Origin of the sequence: Psychrobacter sp. CMS30 (assembly GCF_904846565.1) — a bacterium.
Taxonomy (GTDB): Bacteria; Pseudomonadota; Gammaproteobacteria; order Pseudomonadales; family Moraxellaceae; genus Psychrobacter; species Psychrobacter maritimus.
The window spans coordinates 211,899-234,350 of sequence record NZ_CAJHBF010000001.1 but is presented as its reverse complement, the minus strand read 5'-3'; the positions used below and the strand labels follow the sequence as shown (position 1 = coordinate 234,350).

General features: G+C 41.6%; 18 protein-coding genes. 17 read left to right on the top strand and 1 reads right to left on the bottom strand.

What is annotated here, in order from left to right:
• Positions 1 to 89: 89 nt before the first annotated feature.
• From JMX94_RS00920 to JMX94_RS13520, 17 genes are all read left to right on the top strand, one after another.
• The gene (locus JMX94_RS00920) at positions 90 to 1,397 is read left to right on the top strand and encodes an RNA-guided endonuclease TnpB family protein (RefSeq protein WP_201562416.1); all 1,308 of its coding nucleotides are present in this window, start codon (positions 90 to 92) and stop codon (positions 1,395 to 1,397) included.
• A 547-nt stretch (positions 1,398 to 1,944) separates the two neighbouring features.
• Positions 1,945 to 2,886, top strand: a complete 942-nt coding sequence (locus JMX94_RS00915) for an AraC family transcriptional regulator (protein ID WP_201562414.1) — start codon at positions 1,945 to 1,947, stop codon at positions 2,884 to 2,886.
• Between the two features lie 340 nt (positions 2,887 to 3,226).
• Entirely contained in the window at positions 3,227 to 4,408 is a 1,182-nt protein-coding gene (locus JMX94_RS00910) for a hypothetical protein (RefSeq protein ID WP_201562412.1), read from the top strand.
• 79 nt (positions 4,409 to 4,487) lie between these two features.
• The gene (gene gspF / locus JMX94_RS00905) at positions 4,488 to 5,690 is read left to right on the top strand and encodes a type II secretion system inner membrane protein GspF (RefSeq protein ID WP_201562410.1); all 1,203 of its coding nucleotides are present in this window, start codon (positions 4,488 to 4,490) and stop codon (positions 5,688 to 5,690) included.
• Positions 5,691 to 6,249: 559 nt separating this feature from the next.
• A complete protein-coding gene (gspG, locus tag JMX94_RS00900; RefSeq protein WP_201562459.1) occupies positions 6,250 to 6,669 on the top strand; it encodes a type II secretion system major pseudopilin GspG in 420 nt (139 codons plus the stop codon).
• A 288-nt stretch (positions 6,670 to 6,957) separates the two neighbouring features.
• Positions 6,958 to 7,527, top strand: coding sequence for a protein-disulfide reductase DsbD N-terminal domain-containing protein (locus tag JMX94_RS00895; protein WP_201562408.1), 570 nt, complete (start codon positions 6,958 to 6,960; stop codon positions 7,525 to 7,527).
• 98 nt (positions 7,528 to 7,625) lie between these two features.
• The gene (gene dsbD / locus JMX94_RS00890) at positions 7,626 to 9,833 is read left to right on the top strand and encodes a protein-disulfide reductase DsbD (protein WP_201562406.1); all 2,208 of its coding nucleotides are present in this window, start codon (positions 7,626 to 7,628) and stop codon (positions 9,831 to 9,833) included.
• A 378-nt stretch (positions 9,834 to 10,211) separates the two neighbouring features.
• On the top strand, positions 10,212 to 11,663 hold the full coding sequence (locus JMX94_RS00885) for a phospholipase A (RefSeq protein WP_201562404.1): 1,452 nt from the start codon (positions 10,212 to 10,214) through the stop codon (positions 11,661 to 11,663).
• A gap of 27 nt (positions 11,664 to 11,690) precedes the next feature.
• Positions 11,691 to 12,494 carry a ComF family protein gene (locus JMX94_RS00880; RefSeq protein ID WP_201562402.1) on the top strand — a complete coding sequence of 268 codons (804 nt, stop codon included), beginning with the start codon at positions 11,691 to 11,693 and terminating at the stop codon, positions 12,492 to 12,494.
• 363 nt (positions 12,495 to 12,857) lie between these two features.
• On the top strand, positions 12,858 to 13,346 hold the full coding sequence (locus JMX94_RS00875; RefSeq protein WP_227673453.1) for a Tfp pilus assembly protein FimT/FimU: 489 nt from the start codon (positions 12,858 to 12,860) through the stop codon (positions 13,344 to 13,346).
• Positions 13,346 to 13,909: a type IV pilus modification protein PilV gene (pilV, locus tag JMX94_RS00870; RefSeq protein WP_201562400.1), complete on the top strand. Its 564-nt coding sequence runs from the start codon at positions 13,346 to 13,348 to the stop codon at positions 13,907 to 13,909. The genes JMX94_RS00875 and pilV overlap by 1 nt, the downstream gene beginning before the upstream one ends.
• Positions 13,909 to 14,955, top strand: a complete 1,047-nt coding sequence (locus tag JMX94_RS00865) for a PilW family protein (protein ID WP_201562398.1) — start codon at positions 13,909 to 13,911, stop codon at positions 14,953 to 14,955. Before pilV ends, JMX94_RS00865 begins: the two co-directional genes overlap by 1 nt.
• 16 nt (positions 14,956 to 14,971) lie before the next feature.
• The gene (locus JMX94_RS00860) at positions 14,972 to 15,910 is read left to right on the top strand and encodes a hypothetical protein (RefSeq protein WP_201562396.1); all 939 of its coding nucleotides are present in this window, start codon (positions 14,972 to 14,974) and stop codon (positions 15,908 to 15,910) included.
• 203 nt (positions 15,911 to 16,113) lie between these two features.
• Entirely contained in the window at positions 16,114 to 20,130 is a 4,017-nt protein-coding gene (locus tag JMX94_RS00855) for a PilC/PilY family type IV pilus protein (protein ID WP_201562395.1), read from the top strand.
• A gap of 14 nt (positions 20,131 to 20,144) precedes the next feature.
• The gene (locus JMX94_RS13485; RefSeq protein WP_201562393.1) at positions 20,145 to 20,720 is read left to right on the top strand and encodes a prepilin-type N-terminal cleavage/methylation domain-containing protein; all 576 of its coding nucleotides are present in this window, start codon (positions 20,145 to 20,147) and stop codon (positions 20,718 to 20,720) included.
• A 2-nt stretch (positions 20,721 to 20,722) separates the two neighbouring features.
• Positions 20,723 to 21,145 (top strand): type IV pilin protein, encoded by a 423-nt coding sequence (locus JMX94_RS00845; protein ID WP_201562391.1) that lies wholly within the window; start codon positions 20,723 to 20,725, stop codon positions 21,143 to 21,145.
• Between the two features lie 305 nt (positions 21,146 to 21,450).
• Entirely contained in the window at positions 21,451 to 21,864 is a 414-nt protein-coding gene (locus tag JMX94_RS13520; protein ID WP_374220383.1) for a prepilin-type N-terminal cleavage/methylation domain-containing protein, read from the top strand.
• A gap of 190 nt (positions 21,865 to 22,054) precedes the next feature.
• Here JMX94_RS13520 and fdxA read toward each other — a convergent pair whose 3' ends face one another.
• Complete coding sequence (gene fdxA / locus JMX94_RS00835; RefSeq protein WP_201562389.1) at positions 22,055 to 22,378, bottom strand: ferredoxin FdxA; 324 nt, start codon at positions 22,376 to 22,378, stop codon at positions 22,055 to 22,057.
• Positions 22,379 to 22,452 lie beyond the last annotated feature (74 nt).

Genomic DNA, 22,452 nt, shown 5'->3' with positions numbered 1-22,452 from the left:
TTTATTATATTTTTATACAAATTAGCTACTGTATGAAATCTAAATAATCTTTAGAACTTATATTCTATCAAACAAAATTAGTTGCGGTAATGAAAATCAACAAAGCGTATAAATTTAGGCTTGAGCCTAATGCAGAGCAGGAGATTATTCTAAATAATCTTGTCGGCTCTGCCCGCTTTGTTTGGAATCAAATGCTAGCGATCTCATTTGAGATGTTTGCCAAAAATGAATTTATTAATGCCACCAACTTGGTTAATAAAATCATGGATCTAAAGAACAATCCTGATTTTTCTTTTTTGAAATCTCAATCAAATGCGGTGTCCTTGCAGCAAAAGATTCGTGACTTGGCATCGGCTTGGTCAAGATTTTTCGACCCTAAAGTCCATGCCCGATATAAAGAAAATAAGAAGAAACCTAGAAAGCCCAAATCCTTTAAGTTGCTTGATGGCACAGAGATTCAACTACGACAACTGATGCCAAGATTTAAACGTAAATCCGATGGCTGCGACTCAATCAGGCTTGTTCAGTTTGATAAGTATTGCCGTATTGAAGGCAATCGCGTCAAACTACCTAATGGCGTGGGCTTTGTGAAATTTAGAAAATCACAAGACATCATCGGCACCATCAAAAACATCACTATTAGCAAGAAATCAGGGCACTGGTACGTGTCTTTTGGTACGGAGCGAGAACTGGATCAAAACCCAATTCACCCCTCTAAAAGCGCCATAGGTATTGATTTAGGTGTCACTAAACTCATTACCACCTCAGAAGGTCAGCACATCAAACCCAAAAATAGCTTTAAAGCCAATCAAATTAAACTGGCCGCATTACAGCGCCAATTAAGTAGAAAAGTCTTATTCAGTCAAAACTGGAAAAAGCAGAACCGTAAGATTCAAAAATTACACCATCACATCGCCAATATTCGCCATGATTACTTGCATAAAATCACCACCGCGATCAGCAAAAACCACGCCATGATTGCTTGTGAGGATTTAAAAGTAGCCAATATGTCGAAATCTGCAAGCGGTACGCTAGAAAACAAAGGGCGTAACGTCAAAGCCAAGTCAGGATTAAACAAATCCATCTTAGATCAAGGCTGGGGCATGATGGTTGATATGCTTGAGTACAAGCAGCACTGGACAGGCGGGGTGCTCATTAAAGTAAACCCACGCTACACCAGCCAAACCTGCTTTGAATGCAAGCATATCGCTAAAGAAAATCGACAAACTCAAGCTAAGTTTGAGTGCGTCCAATGCGGTTATATTGCGAACGCTGATATTAATGCGGCTCGTAATATATTATCGGCAGGACATGCCGTTTTGTCTGTGGAGGGAGGATGCGGTAAAGGTCGCCCGTTGAAACAGAAAACTTGTGATATTCGTGAGAATGTCGCCTAAGCGCTAACGCTTTTAGAATCCCCCGCTTGAGCTTGGCGAAAGTGGAGGAGTATGTCAATCTGCTGTTTTAATTCTTATCAGTTATAAACTTCCTAGGCATTTAATTAACTAAGCGCCTGCTAGCCTTTTTTCGCTTTTTTTCTTATGATAGATGTCTTTGCTGACTTGCTAGGGTTGTCAAATAAATGTTTGATAGCCGTTCTTAAATCCAGCTGTCAAATCAAATTATTTACTTGATGTTTCTAGGTATTTTTAGGTGTTTATTTGCTTCGACTTTATCAAACATAAAACTTCTATCGTCAGTTCAAAATAAAATTGATACGTTAATAGTGATGGGCGATGCGACGGGTATAAATCCTCCTTACTTGCTGCTATCACAGCGGCTAGGAAAAATTTATCCCAATTACACTGTATCGGTTTTAAAGTGAATCCTTTATAGAAAATAAAAATTGCACCTTGAGTGCTTTAAGAGATTTTGCAGTGATAAGCGCTTTGTCTCTTTTTAAATGTGATGGCTATTACGTACATATTACTGAGGAAGTGATGGATGGACGCACTGAGCGTGTTGCTACAAAATGTGCATTTATTCGAAACGAAATATTATCGTTTAAATGGTGCTGGTCATTGGTCTTATTCAATCACAAGACAGGATACAATTTTATTTTATTTGGTGATGTCGGGTGGTTTTGTTATCGATGTCGGCAATGGTCCGCGACAAGTGCATGCTGGCGACATGATTATGGTTCCAAGTGCGCATAATCATGTCAGTTACGCGCTAAATCATCATGGTGATAATGCTGCATCGTTAGATGCGTCATTGGCAAATTGTCAAAAACATACATTGGATCTTCAGGGTGAGGCTGACGGTGAACCCAATTCATCGCTGATATTGATTGAATGTAAGTACGATAAGGCGATGATTCGGCCTTTATTGTCCGTCTTGCCAGCGATATTGCCTGAAATCAGCGAAGAAGCTGATGGTCGGTTTGAAGTCATTGATGTCGAGATTCGGCTGCTGACGTTAGAGACTGAACACGAGCGTATGGGCAAAGCTGCGGTCATCAATCATTGGGCAAGTATTATGATGATTGAGTGCCTGCGGGTATATATTGAAAGTCTACCTGAAGCGACTGATAATTGGCTCATCGCCATGAAAGACCCGTTTTTGACCAAAGCGCTGGTAGCGATGCATGAGTCGCCAAGCAAAAATTGGACGATTCATAAGCTCGCTGAGGTGGCAGGAATGTCACGCTCAAGCTTTGCGCAGCGTTTCAAGGAAGTGGTCGGCATACCACCATTGACCTATTTGATGGATTATCGCCTACGCTTAGCCGCCCGTTATTTGCGGTTGCAGCAAAATAGTATTAGCCGTATCAGCGAATTGGTCGGTTATGCTTCAGACTCAACCTTTAGCCAAGCCTTTAAGCGTGTTTATGGTGTTTCGCCAAAAGCCTATCGCCAGCAGTATCAGCAGCAAACGCTTGCTTAGTCAGCTCTTAGCTGTCGTGCATCTTTAAAAAGCGCTCAGGCTATTTATTTGCCTGAGCGCTTTTTTTATTCAATACTCATTATGGATTGGATGTTTTTACTGCTTAACAGACCCTTTATCACTGAGTTTGATGCCTAGTATTTCGGTGATGGACAGCTGACAATGTACTGAGGTTCAGGTACTATAGAATCATGAGTTGCCCAAGACTAGATGTACTGATGCGCGTTGATGCGTTAATTTTTTAGCAGGTAATATCTCAATCTCATGGTATGACAGCCATGCGATGGTGATAGCTAGTAGGACTTGGGTAATGTTGATTTTTTGCAGCTGATGGTATTTTATGACTGAACCGACCGCTAAACCAACCGTAACCTTAAATGATTCTCAAGGCGCTACTATGCCTACTAATCATACAGACGACGTTAATAAAAAAAGCGTTAATCAAAAAGACGTTAAAAGTAAGGTAAAAAACAATCAGCGAACGGTAAAAAATAAGCAAAAAGGTCAAGTGACGGCTGCGCTTGATAAAGCGGCATTATTAGCATTATTTACTTTGCCAAATGCTGAGCCTAACTCTGACGAATTATCAGGCGAAAATCTAGCCGCTGAAAAATCAGCAACTAAACAATTACCGCTTGAACAAGCTGGCGTGAATAGTGACAACGAAATACCTGCTAATCAAATATCTACTAACCAACTACCTGCCCATCAAACCCTAAGTACTGCCAACACAGAGACCAATGTCGCCGCTCAGCGCGTGGCGCTTTATCGTGCTCAGCATGAGCGTACGCGCCAACTTTATATGGCGTCTGCCGCGACCCGTCCTACTTATTTGGTACAAACGCTAAAAACACAGTTTGCAGAATATCAGCAATATTTACTGGCGCAGCAGCTGGATAAACGTGGTCTTATGGATACCGATGGGCTAGAGCGCCTATGGCAGCAGCTGCATGTGGTTGATGATATTATCGAAGATATTGTGCGTCATATGCCCGCGCAGCAGCCCGCCGGTTGGCAGTTAACGACGCAAGATGGGCACAATCCACTACGCTTTGCTACCATCGGTAAGCTCAAACATGGCAAGCCTATTCTAGATCAAGGCAGTTTAAACAGCTATGTCCTCGGGCACTTTGGGGTCAGCAGCTTTACTTATGACCGCGGCTATTATATTGGTCATGTGGTTGGTTACTTATTTAGCTGCTATTTTTGCGCCCATTTGTCTATCAGTTATGGGGTTACAGCGCTGGGCCCGCAGGTTGTGAGTGACTATGAATACGCCAGTTTAGAGACGCCGCATATGGTGCGGCTGCTGCAAGGCTTGGATGGTTATTGTAAAAAGCGTATTTATCAATTGGCGGTTATTTGTGCACGATTAAGCGTATTTGCCAGTGACAAGCGTATCGAGAGAATGTTAATAGCTGAGGTCAATGATTTCGATAAAAAACTGCAACAACAGCATTTAGATGTTTTATTATTACAAGGTTTAATGCCAGATAGTAGTGATTCTACGCCGCTTTTCTAAGATATTAATTCTCTATCATTTACGTTAAAACGTCGATTTATCACCCTTTTTAATTGACCACCTTAGGATATTCGCTGCTATGCCCGCTTATCATTATAAAGCGTTAGACGATCATGGCAGTGTCCAAAAAGGCTTACTTGAAGGCGATTCTGCGCGGCAAGTGCGCCAGCAGCTGCGTGATAAACAATGGACGCCCGTTGAAGTCACAGCCGTCAATGACCGACAAAGCCAAAGTAAAAACCGCTATAAAAAACCATCGGCTTATGAATTGGCATTGCTGACCCGTCAATTATCAGTATTACTGGCCGCCGGTATTCCTTTAGAGGAAACGCTTGCTGCGGTCGCCAAACAATCGCCAAAAACTCACATAAAATCATTGATGCTTGCCGTACGCTCGCATGTGCTAGAAGGTTTAAGCTTAGCACGGGCGTTGCAACAAGCGGCCAGTTTTCCGCCGCTTTATATTGCCACCATTGCGGCAGGGGAAAAGTCAGGTCACTTAGATTTAATTCTCAACCAATTAGCAGATTACACCGAAAACCGTTTTGCCCTACAAAAGAAAATCCAAGGGGCGATGGTCTATCCGATTGTGCTGATGGTGATGGCAGTCGGGGTGATTATGGGGCTGATGAGCTTTGTGGTGCCCAAGATTGTCAAAGTTTTTGAGCAATCGGAGCAAGCGCTACCGCTCATTACCCAAATTGTCCTGAGCTTATCAAATATCATTACCCAGTGGTGGTGGTTGATGCTTTTGGTATTGGCAGGAGCGGCGTTTTTGTTTTATCGCTTTGCCCAAACCCAAGCGGGTAAATTAGCGATAGACAGCATTGTGCTCAGGCTACCGATATTGGCGCGCTTATCAAAAGGGCTTAATGCCGCGCGCTTTGCCAGTACGCTTGCGATACTGGTGCGCTCAGGTGTGCCGCTGATTGAAGCGTTACATATAGGCGCGGCGGTCACCACCAATTTACATATTCAAAAAACCATTATCACAGCAGCCGATAGGGTGACAGAAGGCTCAAGCTTATCGAGTCAATTAGACAAGTCCAGCTACTTTCCACCAATGATGGTACAAATGATTAAAAGTGGTGAAAATTCAGGTGAGCTTGAAAATATGCTCAGCCGCGCGGCTAATATGCAAGAAGCGGAAGCGACCAATTTTATCAGCACCTTACTGTCGTTACTTGAGCCGTTGATGCTAGTGCTTATGGGCGTGGTAGTGATGATTATTGTGATGGCGGTGATGCTGCCGATTGTGAATATGAATGATTTAGCAGGCTAGTAAACACCATTTTTTATATGGTTTAAGTCGCTTCAATTCAATTATTCTACTTCCAACCTATTCAAATTTTCTTTTTATCTACCTTACCAAATCCTGCGCTAGCTTTCTTAAGCTTTGCTCACTGTTGTACATTGTTGAAGACGCGGGCTATATACTTCAGTCCGCTTAGGCATTGGGTTATAGTAGCTAACGTCAATCCGCTTTGACTTTCACTTTGTATTCTAAAGGTTTTATATTATTTATTATCTGTTTATATGAGATTTGCCGCTTTTGTCAGGTTGACATTGGCAAAACCATTAACCGTAATGATAATCTAATCGCAGCGCTGGATAAAAATAAAATCATGGTCTATAGTGATAATCGATTCAATATTCATTAAGACCCCGCTAATATTACCTGAGCGCTCCTGACCACTTATATAACTGTGACGATAAAAGCGATGATTATGACTAAAAAAAACCAAGTAAATATAATGCCGCAGACTGCTATTAATAACGCCCAAACACCTGTCGCTATTGTGAATGATGATAGCAAAACGACGGTGCGCGGCCATCAGCCAATGCGCAGTAGTCAATCTGGATTTACCCTCATTGAGATTATGGTGGTGATTGTGATTTTGGCTATCCTTGCAGGTTTGGTGGTGCCAAAAGTGGTCGGGCAAAGTGATAAAGCCCGCGTCAAAACCACTGAAACGGCGCTTGCTACGGTCTCCAATGCCCTTGATATGTACAAGGTTGATAATTCACGTTATCCAACCACTGCCCAAGGTCTAGAAGCATTGACCACGCCGCCCGCCGATGCCAAAAACTATCCTGATGGTGGTTATATCAAAGGTGGTTATCCGACCGATGGTTGGGAAAATGAGATGCAGTATGTAGCACCGGGTAGTGAAGGCCGACCTTATGATTTATTTTCGTTGGGTGCAGATGGGCAGCAGGGCGGTGAAGGGCAAGATGCGGATATTTATGCTCAGCTATAAAGTTAGCTTGAAGCATTATTAGAAATAAGCCGTCAGTTATTCGCTAATAATTGAGTTTTTATAGGTTAAGACCGTATTAATACTCTCTAAATATCAACCAATAAGGCTTTATTGGTTGATATTTTTTATTAAAACTAAAATAAGTATCAGTACAGATTATAAGCAGCAATATCATTACTGTATGCTCTGATGTTCATACTATCGCCAAAACAGTCAGGGTTTAATCAGCGCTTATTGCAAGCGGTTATAACAAGCGATCATTAAAGTCCGTCATCAGAGGTATTATTTATGTCTATAAAAACAGCAACTTTAACAGCAACCGATATTAACAAACGCGTTTCTCGAAAGTCTCACTTACTGGCACTTGCTCTTATGATCAGCTCATTGCTGACAGGATTATCAATGACGTCGATGAGCGCGCAAGCAGCAGGACTGGGTGAGCTGTTTGGCAATAATAATGCGGCGCAATCGAAGTTTTTGCCGGTTGATAAAGCCTTTCAAGTAGGCAGTATTACCAAAGCGACCTCTAAAGGTACGCAGTTATCGATTACGTTTGATATCACGCCCGGGCATTACGTTTATAAAGACAAGCTTACTGTCAGTTTTCCTAAGGGTATCAGTGCCGCGCCGTTTAGCTTTAGTCAGTCGCCAGTGTCTATTGATGATCCAACCTTTGGTAAAGTGCCTGTCTTTACGCAAAAAAATATGGTCGCAACCACCACGCTGACCACCAATAATGGCAAAGGCGCCAAAAATGTACCAGTTATCATTGGCTGGCAAGGCTGCTCCAAGGCGGGGCTATGCTATCCGCCAGAGAAAATCAAAACCACGGTAAATATTGCTACGGTACGTAAATAAATAATCCCGTCAGCAAATAATCACGTAAATAGATAGCGCTTCAATTCAAGCAAGCATAGGTAATACATAGCATATTAGTCATCAATAGGTAGCGTTTCATGTCCATTAAGACAGCAGAAAAAACTTCATCGCGAGCAACGATTCGTGCTTCCAAAAAGTCGTATCTCTTAGCATTTACTATCGCCAGTGGCTCGTTATTTACCGGGCTTTTACCGACGGGACTGACTGCGCTAGTTGCTACTGGAGTGAGCGCGACCTCCATGTCAACGCAAGCGGCAGGACTGGGTGATTTATTCGGTAATAAAAGCGCTGCCCAACCGAAGTTTTTGTCAGTTGATCAAGCTTTTCAGGTCAGCACTAGTAGCAAACCTGCCAATAATGGCACCCGCTTAGCGATTAATTTTGACATCACGCCTGAGCATTATGTTTATAAAGACAAAATTAAACTGACCCTGCCAGCGGGCGTTACTGCTGCGCCTTTTACCTTTAGCCAAAAGCCAATTTCAATCGATGATCCAACTTTCGGGCGCGTACCGGTATTTGATCAAACCAATATGGTTGCCAGCACCATTTTGACCAATAGTAATGGCAAAAGCTTAGATAATGCTGCTGTAACGATTGGTTGGCAAGGCTGCGCCAAAGCAGGGCTGTGCTATCCACCTGAAAAAATCAACACCACGGTTAATATTGCTGCCGCGCCGCCAAATTCTGCAGCAAATAGCGCCAGTACTTCCGCTACAAATTCTGCAACGAATGATAGCGTTGCAGACAGTGCTCAGTTATCTACAAGTGCAACTGATGCTAATAATGCTGCTGCTGTAGAGCAAAACTCGTCAGATGATGAAGTGATTGATTATGCCTTGCTAGATGATGAGGCTTTGGATGCAGAGCTTGGTGCTAGCAATACCATTTCTGGTGCAGATGAACAGGTGGTAGGTGGCAATGTCACAAGTGAGCCTACAAACAATGGCGCTGCAATAAATAATGCTGCTGCAACAGACAAAAATACAGTAACTGGCAATAATGCGGTCGATAGCGATCCTTTTGGTTTGGCTTCTCATCCGTGGTTGGCATTAGTATTATTGTTTTTAGCAGGGTTAGGCTTGGCATTGACACCATGCGTGTTGCCGATGCTACCGATTGTCGCCAATATCGTTGCTCGCGAAGATAACCCAACGGTGAAACGCGGTGTTATTTTGACCAGCAGTTATGCTATTGGTGTCGCAACGGCTTATGGTATTTTGGGTGCGGTCATCGCTGTGTTTGGCGAATCCTTAGGCATTATTGGTTGGTTACAAAATCCTATTATCTTGATTAGCTTTGCCATTGTCTTTGTCCTACTGGCGTTATATATGCTTGGTGTATTTAGCATTCGTCTGCCAAGTTTTATTAGCCGTAAAATGCAAGGCTTAAGCCAAGCAGGGGATAGCAAGCTTGGTAGTACGGGCGGTAGCTTAATCGCCGGTTTCTTATCTGCTTTAGTGGTATCGCCGTGTGTTTCTGCGCCATTATTTGGTGCGCTGCTTGCAGTATCGACGATTGGTAGCCCGCTACTTGGGTTTGCCGCCTTATTTATGCTAGGTTTTGGTTTATCAGCGCCGCTTATCTTAATCGGTGCCACCCAAGGTAAAATCATGCCCAAAGCTGGCGAGTGGATGAATTGGGTCAAGCAAGGTTTTGCTTTATTACTCTTTGCCGTTGCACTGTTATTGATTGAGCGTGTCTTTATCTCACCTGTGATGCTGATGGTGTGGGCACTATGGTTTATGGTCGTGGCGATGTGGGCGTGGAGCTGGTTGGGTAAAGGTCGTATGCTGACCCAAGCGCTAGAGCTGATTGCCGGTATTTGGGCGGCTTGTTTAATCATTGGCGCCGCATTGGGCAATGATGATAGCTTACATCCGCTGGCGTCATTAAGTGCCGCGCCGATGATGCAAACGACGTCAGGTCAGCCACTGGCCAATAATAATGCGACAGACGAACATATCACCACCCTTGCCGAGCTCGATACAATTATCGCCGCCAACCCCAAAGTTATTGTCGATTTGACCGCTGACTGGTGTGTTGAATGCCGGATTATGGATAAGAATTTATTTCATAATCGTCCAGCACAGATGCAAGATTGGCAGTTGGTGCGACTTGATATCACAGAAACCACAGCCGATTCTAAAGCTATCTTAGCGCGTTATAAACTGTTTGGTCCGCCAGCATTGCTATATTATCAAGACGGTCAATTGACCAATCAGCAAGTTGGTGAGATTGGTCGCTCAGAGTTTGAACAAACCTTAACGGCACTAAACCAATAACGCCATTTAGATAAGTCTTTCTTTATTCTTAATAGAAAAAAGCCAACGTCCTTTAATAATAGGGCGTTGGCTTTTTTACTTTTATTAAATGGCGTGTTTAGTTTGTGCGCTAAAGTCTTGGTTTCGCGGCACTTATTCTTATTTGGCTTATTATTTATACTGGTATAATGCAGCGATAACGCTAGTATAGTACACATATTTTCATTACAATAAAGCAACATTGCCGAAGGAGCATTACCTTACGTGATGGCTGCCTTTTATGTCCCAATTTATTGATTTTCTTTTAGTTCTTATTCTATTTTAGCGTTAACGCTAATGGTTATATTAATTATCTCATATACTCTGCTGACGATGATGTCAGTTAGATAAAGGACACTTATGCTTTCCCATATTACTCCGCAGCGCACCTCTTTGCCCTTTATTAAAGCGCGAAAAAACACCAACACTCAGATGCCTAAACGCTATTTAACGATAGCGGTCGGTATGGCGCTCACTTGTTTTACGCTGCAAGGCCATGCGGCAAATGGCGGTGAAATTTATGAGGATTTGCCTGTAGAGGATATCGCATTTGAAGCTGAAGTGGATAAGTCCTCAAAAAGTGTCAATAAGCGCGTTGTAAATTTGAATGCAGCCGCGCAAAGCGATAAAGTGATAAGCAAAGATTTCGTCGCTCAGCAAGCACGATTGTTTTATGAATGTACCCAAGTTCAGACCAGTGCTGCTCGTTTGGCCTGCTTTGATAAAGTGGCGGAAGAAGGCAAAAAGCCAAGCTATACCACCACTAAACAGCCAGTAGATTTGGCAAAAACCTTTCAAAGCACGCTTGCCGGTAATCCACAAGTTGTCCTTGTAGAAGAAAATAGCACCGTCATGACGAATGGCAATGCGGCAGCCAATGGAGCGGCAGACAGTCAGCCTGCGGATACAGAAAGCTTAGATACCGTTGGACTGACGCAAAGGGAAGCTGAAGTATTAGAAAGCGTGGGTGTCACCCAAACGGATATCGAAAAATTTACCCCACTAAGCTTGTCTTATGATTTGGATAAAAACAGTGAGCGCGGGAAATGGACGGCTAGACCGTACCGACCGACTTATATATTACCGATATTTTATACCTTTGATCCCAATTTAGGCCCAAATACACCGTCGCAACCTGCAGAGCCTTTAACGTCTAACGACACGCGTAATACTGAGCTAAAGTTCCAGCTGTCTTTAAAGACCAAAGTCATGGAAGATTTGTTCGATACCAGCGCAGATTTGTGGTTTGGTTATACCCAAGAGTCGCATTGGCAAGTGTATAATGAAGACAACTCGCGACCATTTCGCGCGACCGACTATCAGCCTGAGATATTTTTGACTCAGCCAGTGTCAGCCGACTTGCCTTTTGGTGGTCGTTTACGCATGTTGGGCGCAGGGGCAATTCACCACTCTAATGGGCAAGATGATCCCTTATCACGCTCGTGGAATCGTGCGTATCTCATGGCAGGGGCAGAGTGGGGCAAGCTGTCGGTTATACCGCGTCTATGGGCTCGCGTTAATAACGAGAGCTCTAGCAGTGAAGACAATCCAGATATTGAAGATTACATGGGTTATGGTGATATCAAATTCTTATATGACTTGCCTGCGCAACAGAGTATCAGCGGTACCTTGCGCTATAACCCAAGCACCAATAAAGGCGCGGCGCAAGTCGACTATGTCTATCCATTAAGCAAAAACGTCAATGCCTATGTCCAGCTATTCCAAGGTTATGGCGAATCCATTATTGATTATAATCATGAAAACACCTCTATTGGTTTTGGTATCATGCTTAACGATTGGAAAGGATTCTAATGTAAGCGCGTCTATAGGCATCGTCCGATGCGCCATTTAGCGCCTTATCAAAGCGGACTATGGCTGGCAGAGTATGGAGACATACGCTGCCAGTTATGCCGTATTTATCGCAGTACGCCGCAATCACAACACCTACAAAATCATTCCTCATCAAGTCCGCTAAATAAGCATTCATTTTTTGCCAAACTGCGCCAGCAAGTTGATAACCGTTTTAATAGCGGCTTGCTCTGCTCACATTGTCATCACAGTCTCGCATGGCTACCCAAACCTTTCGAAGTTGATATCGCTGCGGGCACTGTTCTCTCTATTCAAGCAGCGACCTATTACGATTATCCAATACGACAGGCGATTCGTGCTTTTAAGCATCATGAAGATATGACCAAGTTGCCGTTATTGCTACATGTATTGCGTCAATTGCCTAGGCCGCATGGCTGTCATCAAAACAATAGTGTCATTGTTGCGATGCCAACGACGGAGCAACGCCTTGTCAAACGAGGTTTTGACCCGGTCAGTATTTTAGCCGCGCAATTGTCTAAGCATTGGCACATTCCACTTTGGCAAGGCGTAGAACGTATCGATGATACTATCAGTCAACAAGGGCTGACACGTGCCGAGCGCTTAACCAACTTAGAAAATGCCTTTGCACTAGTCGAAAACCCTCCGGTTAAACGCATATTATTATTTGATGATGTCGCGACCACAGGTGCGAGCCTACAAGCATTAGGTCATGCTTTAAGTGGTCAATCTACAGGCTTATCGGTCATTCATTCTCAGAACTCTCATCGATATCACCTATCAGCCTATGCGTTAGCGCACGGCAGTCAATTGTAAAATCTATTCCTATCAAAAAATTGCTTCTATTCATTTATAATAACTATTATGTTGCTAATATGTTGCCTTAACGTTATATTATTGACACATTTTACCTACATATTTCGATTTTTATCGTTTAAATAAAATGCCATGACTATGGTTCACGTTTTAAACGCTTAAATCAAAAAATACATTGAACAAAAGTATCGTTACTGTATGACGATTGTTTCTATTGGAACAAAAATTGCATGTATTTTAATGGATGTAGTTAAAAAAATAATAAGCTGAGAATAGATTTTAGAAGGGCTAGGTACGGTAATTATTACTATGACAGACCTAGGATTTATCAAAGATAGTGACAGCTATAGATAGGGACTTGATGTGAACGCATCTACAAATAAAGTAGCACAAAAATTACGAATGAGCAGCTCAGGATTTACCCTGATTGAGCTGATGGTAACGATTGCCGTGCTTGCTATTATTGTCGGTATCGCAGCCCCTAGTATCAGTACCCAGCTTGCCAATCAGCGTGTAAAGTCGACGACGGCTACACTGGCTAATGCGTTAAAAGAAGCTAAGACTGAGAGTCGTATTCTTCGTCAGCCTTTAACTTTAAAATATGATGATAATAGTAAAGTCATTAAGATTCAAAATATAGTATCTGGAAAGGTAATTTCTACGATAGCAAGCTATAAGTATGATAAAAAAACTACTATAACGTCAGCAAGCACAAGTAATCAATTTAATCCTAATAAAACTGCTGACACTACTACATACATTATCTGTGATATTAGCTCTAAAGGTAGTTCTAGGCAGATTGAAGTTAGCAAAATAGGTGGTATAGCGATCAAGATAAGAGGAACATGCTGATGAATGTTTTTTCCATTCAAAGAGGTGTGGGTTTAGTAGAAGTGATGGTAGCTTTGCTACTATTAGCTGTAGCTGTTCTAGGATTCAGCGCAATGCAATTAAGTGCTGTTAAAGCTACTGATGAAAGCCTCATGCGTACTCAATCGCTATCTGCAATAAAGACCCTGTCAGAGAGTATGCGTGTATTGCCTGATAGTAGTTCAGTTTATAGAAAGCAGATTAACGACATTTATAAGAGTAGTAGCAGTGAGAATCTTATAGCATCCTATTGTACCAAGGCTAACGAATACGCTGTTTCAGCAAAGAAATGTAATACTACAAACTGTACCTCAGATGAAGTAGTTAATTACAATGTTGGCGCTATCGTAAAATCTGCTTGCTCCAAAGATATTATTTTAAATATAGAAATTTGTCCAAATACAAGCAGAGTAAACGAACGTCAATGTATTATAGCGGCATGGAACCAGACCAAACCAACTATGGTTGATGAAAAAGCTTCATGCACTGATGCGAGTGGAAGCTATAAGCCTGCCGCCTCGTGTTTCATTATGGAGGCATACTAATGTCAGTTTCGTCTTCGTATATATCTATAAAGCCCGCTAATGCTCCATCAAAAATACAGCAAGGTTTTACCTTGGTAGAACTGATGATTTCCCTAGTTTTGGGGCTATTGATATCAGCAGCTGTGATGCAAGTTTATATGGCCAATGTTAGATCAGTTACATTGCAAGATGCAGGATCAAGTCTAATTGATTCAAATGTGTTTGGTATACCTATAATAGAAGATCATATCCGCTTGGCAAATTTAGGGTTGGCGGGAGAGGTCAATGATACCAGTGAAGGCTCAGGTATAGTTTTAACAGAAACGGGTAATCTAAAAGGAATAAAGTTAGTTGGTGGTAAAACTATACCCTTAGTATTATTGACTAATACAGGTGATGTAACAGAGGTTGGTACCGGTGATCAATGGGCAGCGAAAACAGCTACCAATACTCCTAGCGGACAGCTGACCATCCAGTTTAGAGCACCGCAAGATATGTATGATTGTGAAGGAAATCTGGCGTTGGGACCAAGAGAGATTAGTCTTAATAAAGTCAAAAAGATCATTGATGGTCAAATAATTATAGAGCGTTATTACCTTAATGCTCAAGACTCTTCTAAACCTAATCAACTATCTTTATATTGTGATGCAGGTAAGTACATTGCTGAAGATATGGATACATATGAAGATCAAGGTAGAGCAGATAAGCCTGCTACTGTGTTAGAAGACAAAAATCTTATAAGAGATTTTGGAGATAAAGGTCAAATTATTATTCAAAATATGGATTATTTTGATATTTTGTTAGGAACAAAAGATAAAGATGTCATTCGTTACTATACAGTTCAACAATACAAAGATTTAGTAAAGAAACCTGAAATTATATCCGCAAAAATTGGTGGCATCATACGCTCTAATAATGTGGTCCAGACTTCTGAGCTGAATAACAAGTTTTCAGTTTTTGATAAAAGTATAACGTTGAAAGCTGATGCAACGGATGTAGAAAAAAAGTATTTACGTTTTGTTTTTCAGAATGAAATCGCTTTGCGAAATGCCAGACAGAGTCTATAAAACAAGGTGTGAATCTATGAAAAAGCTCTCATCCGTACCAAGCAGTCAGCAAGGTGTTGCCTTGATTGTGGTTCTATTGTTTTTAATATTGATTACTTTGGCAGGTGCTATAGCAGTCAGAAATAGCACTACTGACTTGAGACTAACTACAAGTGAGCAAGCAGATGTCTTGTTGCTTAATACTGCAGACAATAGTAATAAAAGTATAGAGCAAGTGATTAATATAGATAAAAATGACAAACAGGCTGCGTTACAAAAGAGTATAGCGCTTAGTTCTGCCGGTATGTTTGGCTACTTTATGAATGTAGGAGCAGAAGAGAATAGAGGCGATCAAATTGTATTTTGCTACCGTCCACGCGATGCCTATTTTTTTCGAATGAATGAGGCAACAGTGATAGATCCTAGTGGTAGTAGTAAGCTGGTCACAGGATCTACAAGTTCAAAAGGGTTCTGCAGAGTGAGTAACGCAGCGGATTTTAGCAGCGCTCGTAATAACGTAATGACGCAAGTAGCAGTTACTAGACCTAGTAGTGATATGGTTGCTTCAGAACCTTTCGAATATGTGCCGACACAGCGTTCTATTACTACGTCTAATGTCAATAGTAGCTCACCAAACTTTCGCCTATTTAGTACCTCGTTTCTTCCTGGGATGACAACGGCGAGTGAAGAAGATATTTTGGACTGCCTAAAAAAACCCAATCAAAATGCTGCTGATTATGGCTATGCAGGAAAAGATAAAGATGGTAAAGATGTCACAAAATACTATGATCAAACATTGACACAGTGTTTGGCCAGTAAGGGCGTACCAGCGAAAACCTTAGTGGAAGACGTGAAATTAGAAAACCTGCTAAAACCAGAGAAGTGTCTAGACTATGGTAAAGGCACTGCAAGCAATACAATCAGTGCCGAATGTCAGAAATTACTAAATATTTCTGCCTCCGGCACGCCTAAGTAAAGAATTCACTTAAATAAGTATGATGCTGTCTTGCTTTGACCCATACTCCAAGGAGTACCCTATGAAAATCTCTAGCCCATTATCAGTATCGTCGTGTACGCCTCGGACAACATTTAGAGTATCGGCATTAGTATTAGCAGTGTCTGCTATTAGTTTAGCTACTAATACTGCCGAAGCGGCGGTTAGCTACAATGATAAGGGAGTTGCAAGCTACAACTACCTTAGGCGATCTATCGATTTATCAACCGCCGGTCGGTGAGACACAGCCGACAGTCATGCTTATGCTTGATAAATCAGGCAGTATGGGTAATTTTTATAGATCTGGTTATGGAAGAATCGATAGTCTATGGGATGACTACGGATATTTTAACTATAAGCAAGAAAGTTATGTTGTCCAAGAATATAGAGATATTGACGAAGGAAGGTTTCAGAGAGTTTGTTATTGGTGGGGGTGTCAAAATGAGTGGGTTCCCAACATTGTACGTAAACTAGTACCAATAACCTACAAATATCATACCCCTGGGCTTAAAGGTAATAATGGTTTAGCCTGTTATTATAGTGATCATGATAGGGCTACTGTAAATAAAGCTATCAGTCCTTCTAGTGGAATTGGTAATGGATATCCTTCAGGCTTTAAAGACAATTTCTATAGAGAGACAAGAAATGAGAATAGTGGTGAAAGTTATGAAATTACTTATTGTATTGATACTACAGTTGGAGATACTCGTACCACCGCAGAGAGAGAAGCTGGAGATATTCCAACCAATTGGCGTTTAGATAGACTAAGTGCCCTCAAAGCCGCGGTATTTAAGCTACTACGTAATCCAAAGATGGATGATAAAATTAGTGTTGGTGCGGGTTCTTACGGTTATGATAATGAGAATGCATTTCAAGCAAAGTATGGCAAAATTGGTGTAGCAGCAAAACCTTTGAAGGAGCCACAAAAAGCTAGTTTACGACGATATATTGCTAATTTAGAAGCACTAGGAGGAACACCTACTGCCATAGCTTATACAGAAGCAGGTGCCTACGTCTTAGGTAGCTCTACCTCAACTGTTGGTTCTAAATATAGTGGTTTCTTGAACATAGCTAACGATGATTCTATTCGTGATGGCACTAACTATATCAAACCTGAAAGCTCTCAATGTGCAGGTCAAGGTATATATCTTCTAACAGATGGCTTGCCTAACAGTAGTTCTAACAATAATACACAAAGTTCTATGAATCAATCGTTAGGTTCTAGCACTAACTTCAGTTGTCAGTCTAGCATGACAAATAGCAGTAGTAATAGCGCTGCTGGTTGGAATTGTATAGGCGACTACGCCAAAGCTTTAAATAAAAAAGGTATTAAAACCGCTATGGTAGGTTTTGGTAGTGAGTTTAACGTTTTTAACAGCACTGAAAATTATAGAACTATACAATCTGTATTGTCTGACGGGACCCCTTATGAAAAAAAATACTATCGTTGTGATCTATTAACAAATAAAGATGCACAAAACTCCTGTAATTTAGGGATGGAATCTAGCGACGATAAGACAGGTTTTCCTGGCTTTACTGGTGTTGGCGGCTTTGGTGAAGGCGGATTTTACTATGCAAAAGACTCCAAAGATATCGTAAACAGTGTCTTGTCATTTATATCTAAGCTTGATAATGACTTAGCCAGTATTCCTTCTGGAACGATTACCATTCCTCAAGACCCACTTAGCGCCCAAAACATCCAGCCTTATGCTTATCTGCCAATGCTAGAACCAAAAGTAAATAGTAGTCTCCTAGTATGGCCCGGTAATCTTAAAAAATATGAAGTCAATCAAGGAACGCTTTATGGGAAGTCGGCAACAGGAAGTAAAGCGGATACTCGGCTATACGTCAATATAGACAAAGATGGCAAAATAGATACTACTGGCAAGAAATTCCCTGCAGACTTGAATCCTAATGCACGCGATCTATGGAGTAGCAAGAATTATCAAGCAGTTGACAAAGATGGCAAGCCTATTAATGCTAACGATCGAATAACAGCGGGTGGCTTTTATGCTCAGCTTAAAGCTCCCACTGCAGATAATAATTCGACTCGTTCAGTTTATGTGGAAAGTGGCAGTGGTCTGCAAAAAATATCTGTTTTAAAGGGCAAGTTGGTGGGGTTTGAAAACTTAGATGATACTTATGGTGCTGAAGAGAAGTTATATCTACTAAGCTTTTTAGGTTATGACATAAATATTGATACTACATTAATTGATAAGATAAAAGCAGCCGATTCTCAAGAGACTGAGCTTGAAAAGCTTATTACTACCCCTAGTGGTGAAGTTAAAGTACTAGGCGGTGTATTACACTCAGAGCCTACGCTTGTTAGCTATGGTGGCAAGATTAACTCACCTGAAAAAAACACTGATTCTGATCCAAAGACGATAGATGCTGATGCTGGTCAAATTTCAACTAATGAGAGCGATCGAAAAGATTACATCATGTTTGGCTCTATGGAGGGCGCATTGCATATAGCTAAATCTGACACTGGACAGGAGAGTTTGGCTTTTATTCCCAAACAGTTTATTACTAATCAGGCAAAGCTAAGAGCTTTAAAACAAGGTGCAGTAAGTACTGATATAGTAGTGGACAATCCGCCAATATTCGGTGTCGATGCTCCATGGACGACTGCCGGTAGATATAACTATAAATATAATGCTGATGATGGTAGTGGAGAGGTTAACGCAAATAGTATGAGAGTGTATGGCGGTCTAAGCAAAGGCGGTATTGGTCTATATGGTTTAGACGTTAGCAACTTAGATAAGCCTGAAAAATTATTTACCATCGAAGCTGGAACTTCGGGTTATGACAGAATAGGTATGATTATGTCTAAGCCTGTAGTGGGCAAGATAAAACTTGGTTCTGGTCGCAACGATATTAAAGAGGTGCTTATCTTTGGTGGTGGTTATGATAAATGCTATGAAGACCCTACTTTCAAGCTGAACTCATCCACTAATAACTTAACCAACTGCAATATTTCTCAGACAAAGGGTAATGCAGTTTATATTGCAGATGCCGAAACAGGAGAGCTTATCGTCTCTATCTCAGGAGACAGTGCTGGTGGGAAAAATGTAAAAGTATCTACCATGAATCATAGTATCGTGAGTGAGATTACCACGCTAGATCGCGATAATGATGGATTGATCGATCATCTATATTTTGGTGGTTTGGGTGGTCAGCTTTATCGCGTGGATTTACAAAATGGTAGTGGTGTGAGCTCAACGGCTGGTGTCAATACCTTTGTGCGTCGGGTGAGTAGAGTGCTTAATACTAGTGGTGATAATACTAGTGATAGCTTATCTAAAACCTTAGTCGGTAAAGGCTTACAATATCGATTTTATGCTCAGCCTTCTGTAAGCTTCTTTAATACTGAAGATTCTAGTGGCAAACGTGTTGCTGTAGTGAATATTGCCTCAGGCGATCGCAGTAGTCCATTATCACGTAATCGTGATCTAACAGAAGCTAATCGACTGTTTGGTATCATAGATAAAGACATTGTCAGTGGAAATTTATATGGTGATGGTTTTGAGCTTAAAGTCAACGAGTTGACGCTAGATAAGCTAGCCTCTTTACCTTTCGATAAAGTTACTACGCCCTCAGGCGTTCAGCCGGTAGCAAAAACTAAACCAGGTGTCTTAGCCGCGATGAAGAGCGGGGTGTTCTCAGGTTGGAGTTATCCTTTAACTTATTTCGATGGTTACTCTAATATCAAGCATGTTAAGAGCATGGGGACAGGGCTTGCAATGGGTGGTATCTATTATATGACTGCCTATAGCCCGGAGATGCAATATGATACGACGATTAATACTTGCTCGGCGCAAGTGGTAGGTGGCTCAGAGCGTCAGCTATACTGTTTGCCTTGGGGTATTTGTGAGGCAGAAAGCTCTAAGAATGGTACGGGCGGCTTTGTACGAGCAGGTAAAGGCATACAAGAGTTAGCACTAGGTGCATTTAGTAAGGACTTTGCCAATGTTCAGGTATTAATAGGTAATCAGACTTTTGCAGAGCAAGTGGTTTCTGATAATCGTACCGGATATGATGCTAGAGACTCAAGTGCTAGCGGTCCTAACGTGCTACCCCATACGACTAATGGTAGTGGTGTACCATCGAAAGCCGGAGGCATGGGATCTGGAGGTATCTTCGGTAATGATAGTGGCTACAAACTCTATCCTCAGCGCTGGTATGAGAAATCTCCCGACTAGGAGAGGAGAGTGATATGCATAATCTATCTAAATTAGCTACTGATCGCTTAAGTTATGCCAACCATGATCGCGGCTTTACGCTTATTGAACTCATGATAGTCGTTTTTATCATTGGTATTTTAGCGGCCATCGCTGTTCCGAGCTATCGACGCTACATCGTCGTCAATGCTGAGCGCAAGACGCAGGCTAAGATGCAGCAATTGCAGCTTGAGCTTGAACGCTGGCGTGCGTCGGCACTGACGTACAAAGGCTTTCAACCGAAGAAAGTGAGTAAAACCAGTGTAGTAACGTATGGATATGATACTGGTACTACTGTTATTTACGTACCAAGTGGTAGCACGGATGCAAACTACCGCTACAAGATTACGTTGGTTGATGGTAATAAAACTGGTCAGTCTTTAGTGCCTGTTGGTACTGGCGTTGATAATGTCACTGGCCGAACATGGAAGATGCTTGCGGAGCCAAAAAATTCAGGCATTACGGAAAATGCCAACTATTTTATGCTATCTAGTGCGGGTATACGCTGTCAAAATATTAATAAGATTGATATAAAAGAGACAGATTGTGGTGATGGTCAGGGAGAGTGGTAAACATGTTGATCAATTCTGTAGATAACAACGAAGGTGGTTTCACGCTCATAGAGCTACTCATAGTAGTTGCCATCATTGGTATTATTTCCGCTATCGCTTATCCGAGTTATCAGGGTTATGTAGAAAGAGGCATTCGCGCAGATACAATGACTGAAATGCAGAATATCGCCAGTACCATTGAGAGCCGAAAGCTGGCGCAAGGCCGTTATAGCAACGATTTATTAACCGGCCTTGGCGGCGACTATCCAGCAGACAAGGCGCTATATGAGGTTACTTTTTCTCCCAACCCTCTCACCTCCCAATGGGAAATTAGCGCTAAACCCAAATCAGGTTCACGAATGGTGGGTGACGGCACGCTCACGCTCAATCATCAGGGTCTTAAATGCCGAGATTCCACATGCGGCACTGGCAGTGAATGGCGATAAATGATAAAGATATATAGAAACTGACAAAAAACGTCAAATAAAATTACAATTTCCCGTCGATTAAAACGAATATGACAATTTCTAGTAGGTTGGTAGTAACAATTTTAATGAGTTTATAGCTTGTGGCTTAAAATTAAGGCTCGCATACTATAGAAAATATTTTTAATGTAAGTTTTATGGCGATAAAGCATTGATACCTATAGAGTTGGCACGCTATATGCAATATATATAATAAGAAGTAAATAAATTTATCACTGTCAGGCAGATAAATAATCTACTGATAAATTATCCAAAAGGACATGTCTATGAATACTCAAAAAGGTTTTACCTTAATCGAACTAATGATCGTCGTTGCTATTATTGGTATCTTGGCTGCGATCGCTATTCCTGCCTATCAGAACTATGCAAAGCGTTCTTCTGAGACCGCATGTCTAGCGGAAGTAAAAGGTTTAGCAAACCAGCAATATGTTCTTCTTAATGATCCAGAAGGTGCAGAAAATGCTATGGATAATACTAAGCTAGCTACTTTTGCTAGTGCATGTGGAGCTATCAAATATTCGGCAACTGTATATGAGCAAAATGCAGCTGGTAAGACTGTAGTGAAGACAGCGGGTACGTTGACAGGAAAAGTTAAAAATCCTCAGGTTGCTGCCGTCAATGCTGCAACTTGCTCACTTGGTGATGTGATTACATGCAAGGTCACTGGTAAATATGAGTAAATAAGATTACTGAAAATAAGCCAGACTCTAAATCTTAGTGGGTTAGTTTCTGACTAAAGAAGCCAAACGTTAAGTTTGGCTTTTTTGTATTTAGAACTAAGAAAAGTGAAGATTTGAGTAAAAGAATCTGCAGTCTAATATATTAATAGATAACTAACTCATTTCATTTGATGACTTTTTTCTAAACTAACTACTTCTCCAAATACTGAATCTTACCTTCCACACCATCCCACTTTTCAGCTTCTGGCAATTGACCTTTCATCTCTGTGATGTTTGGCCATTTTTGCGCCAGCTCATCGTTTAGCTGGGTGAACATCTCTTGCCCTTTTGGTACTTCATCTTCTGAGAAGATGGCATTGGCAGGGCATTCAGGCTCGCATAGCGCGCAGTCGATGCACTCATCAGGGTCGATGACGAGGAAGTTCGGGCCTTCATAAAAGCAGTCCACAGGACAGACTTCCACACAGTCGGTGTATTTGCAAAGAATGCAGTTCTCTGTAACGACAAAGGTCATAGTACTGTCTACCTGTTATTGGATTGGGCGAAATAGAATAGATTAAAAAATAAGGCACATTTTAGCGCTTTTAC

What these genes read in the sequence shown, in the direction of transcription:
- JMX94_RS00920 (WP_201562416.1), top strand. Translation starts at nt 90, where the DNA reads ATGAAAATCAACAAAGCGTATAAATTTAGGCTTGAGCCTAATGCAGAG.
- JMX94_RS00915 (WP_201562414.1), top strand. Translation starts at nt 1,945, where the DNA reads ATGGACGCACTGAGCGTGTTGCTACAAAATGTGCATTTATTCGAAACG.
- JMX94_RS00910 (WP_201562412.1), top strand. Translation starts at nt 3,227, where the DNA reads ATGACTGAACCGACCGCTAAACCAACCGTAACCTTAAATGATTCTCAA.
- gspF (WP_201562410.1), top strand. Translation starts at nt 4,488, where the DNA reads ATGCCCGCTTATCATTATAAAGCGTTAGACGATCATGGCAGTGTCCAA.
- gspG (WP_201562459.1), top strand. Translation starts at nt 6,250, where the DNA reads ATGCGCAGTAGTCAATCTGGATTTACCCTCATTGAGATTATGGTGGTG.
- JMX94_RS00895 (WP_201562408.1), top strand. Translation starts at nt 6,958, where the DNA reads ATGTCTATAAAAACAGCAACTTTAACAGCAACCGATATTAACAAACGC.
- dsbD (WP_201562406.1), top strand. Translation starts at nt 7,626, where the DNA reads ATGTCCATTAAGACAGCAGAAAAAACTTCATCGCGAGCAACGATTCGT.
- JMX94_RS00885 (WP_201562404.1), top strand. Translation starts at nt 10,212, where the DNA reads ATGCTTTCCCATATTACTCCGCAGCGCACCTCTTTGCCCTTTATTAAA.
- JMX94_RS00880 (WP_201562402.1), top strand. Translation starts at nt 11,691, where the DNA reads ATGCGCCATTTAGCGCCTTATCAAAGCGGACTATGGCTGGCAGAGTAT.
- pilV (WP_201562400.1), top strand. Translation starts at nt 13,346, where the DNA reads ATGAATGTTTTTTCCATTCAAAGAGGTGTGGGTTTAGTAGAAGTGATG.
- JMX94_RS00865 (WP_201562398.1), top strand. Translation starts at nt 13,909, where the DNA reads ATGTCAGTTTCGTCTTCGTATATATCTATAAAGCCCGCTAATGCTCCA.
- JMX94_RS00860 (WP_201562396.1), top strand. Translation starts at nt 14,972, where the DNA reads ATGAAAAAGCTCTCATCCGTACCAAGCAGTCAGCAAGGTGTTGCCTTG.
- JMX94_RS13485 (WP_201562393.1), top strand. Translation starts at nt 20,145, where the DNA reads ATGCATAATCTATCTAAATTAGCTACTGATCGCTTAAGTTATGCCAAC.
- JMX94_RS00845 (WP_201562391.1), top strand. Translation starts at nt 20,723, where the DNA reads ATGTTGATCAATTCTGTAGATAACAACGAAGGTGGTTTCACGCTCATA.
- JMX94_RS13520 (WP_374220383.1), top strand. Translation starts at nt 21,451, where the DNA reads ATGAATACTCAAAAAGGTTTTACCTTAATCGAACTAATGATCGTCGTT.
- fdxA (WP_201562389.1), bottom strand. Translation starts at nt 22,378, where the DNA reads ATGACCTTTGTCGTTACAGAGAACTGCATTCTTTGCAAATACACCGAC.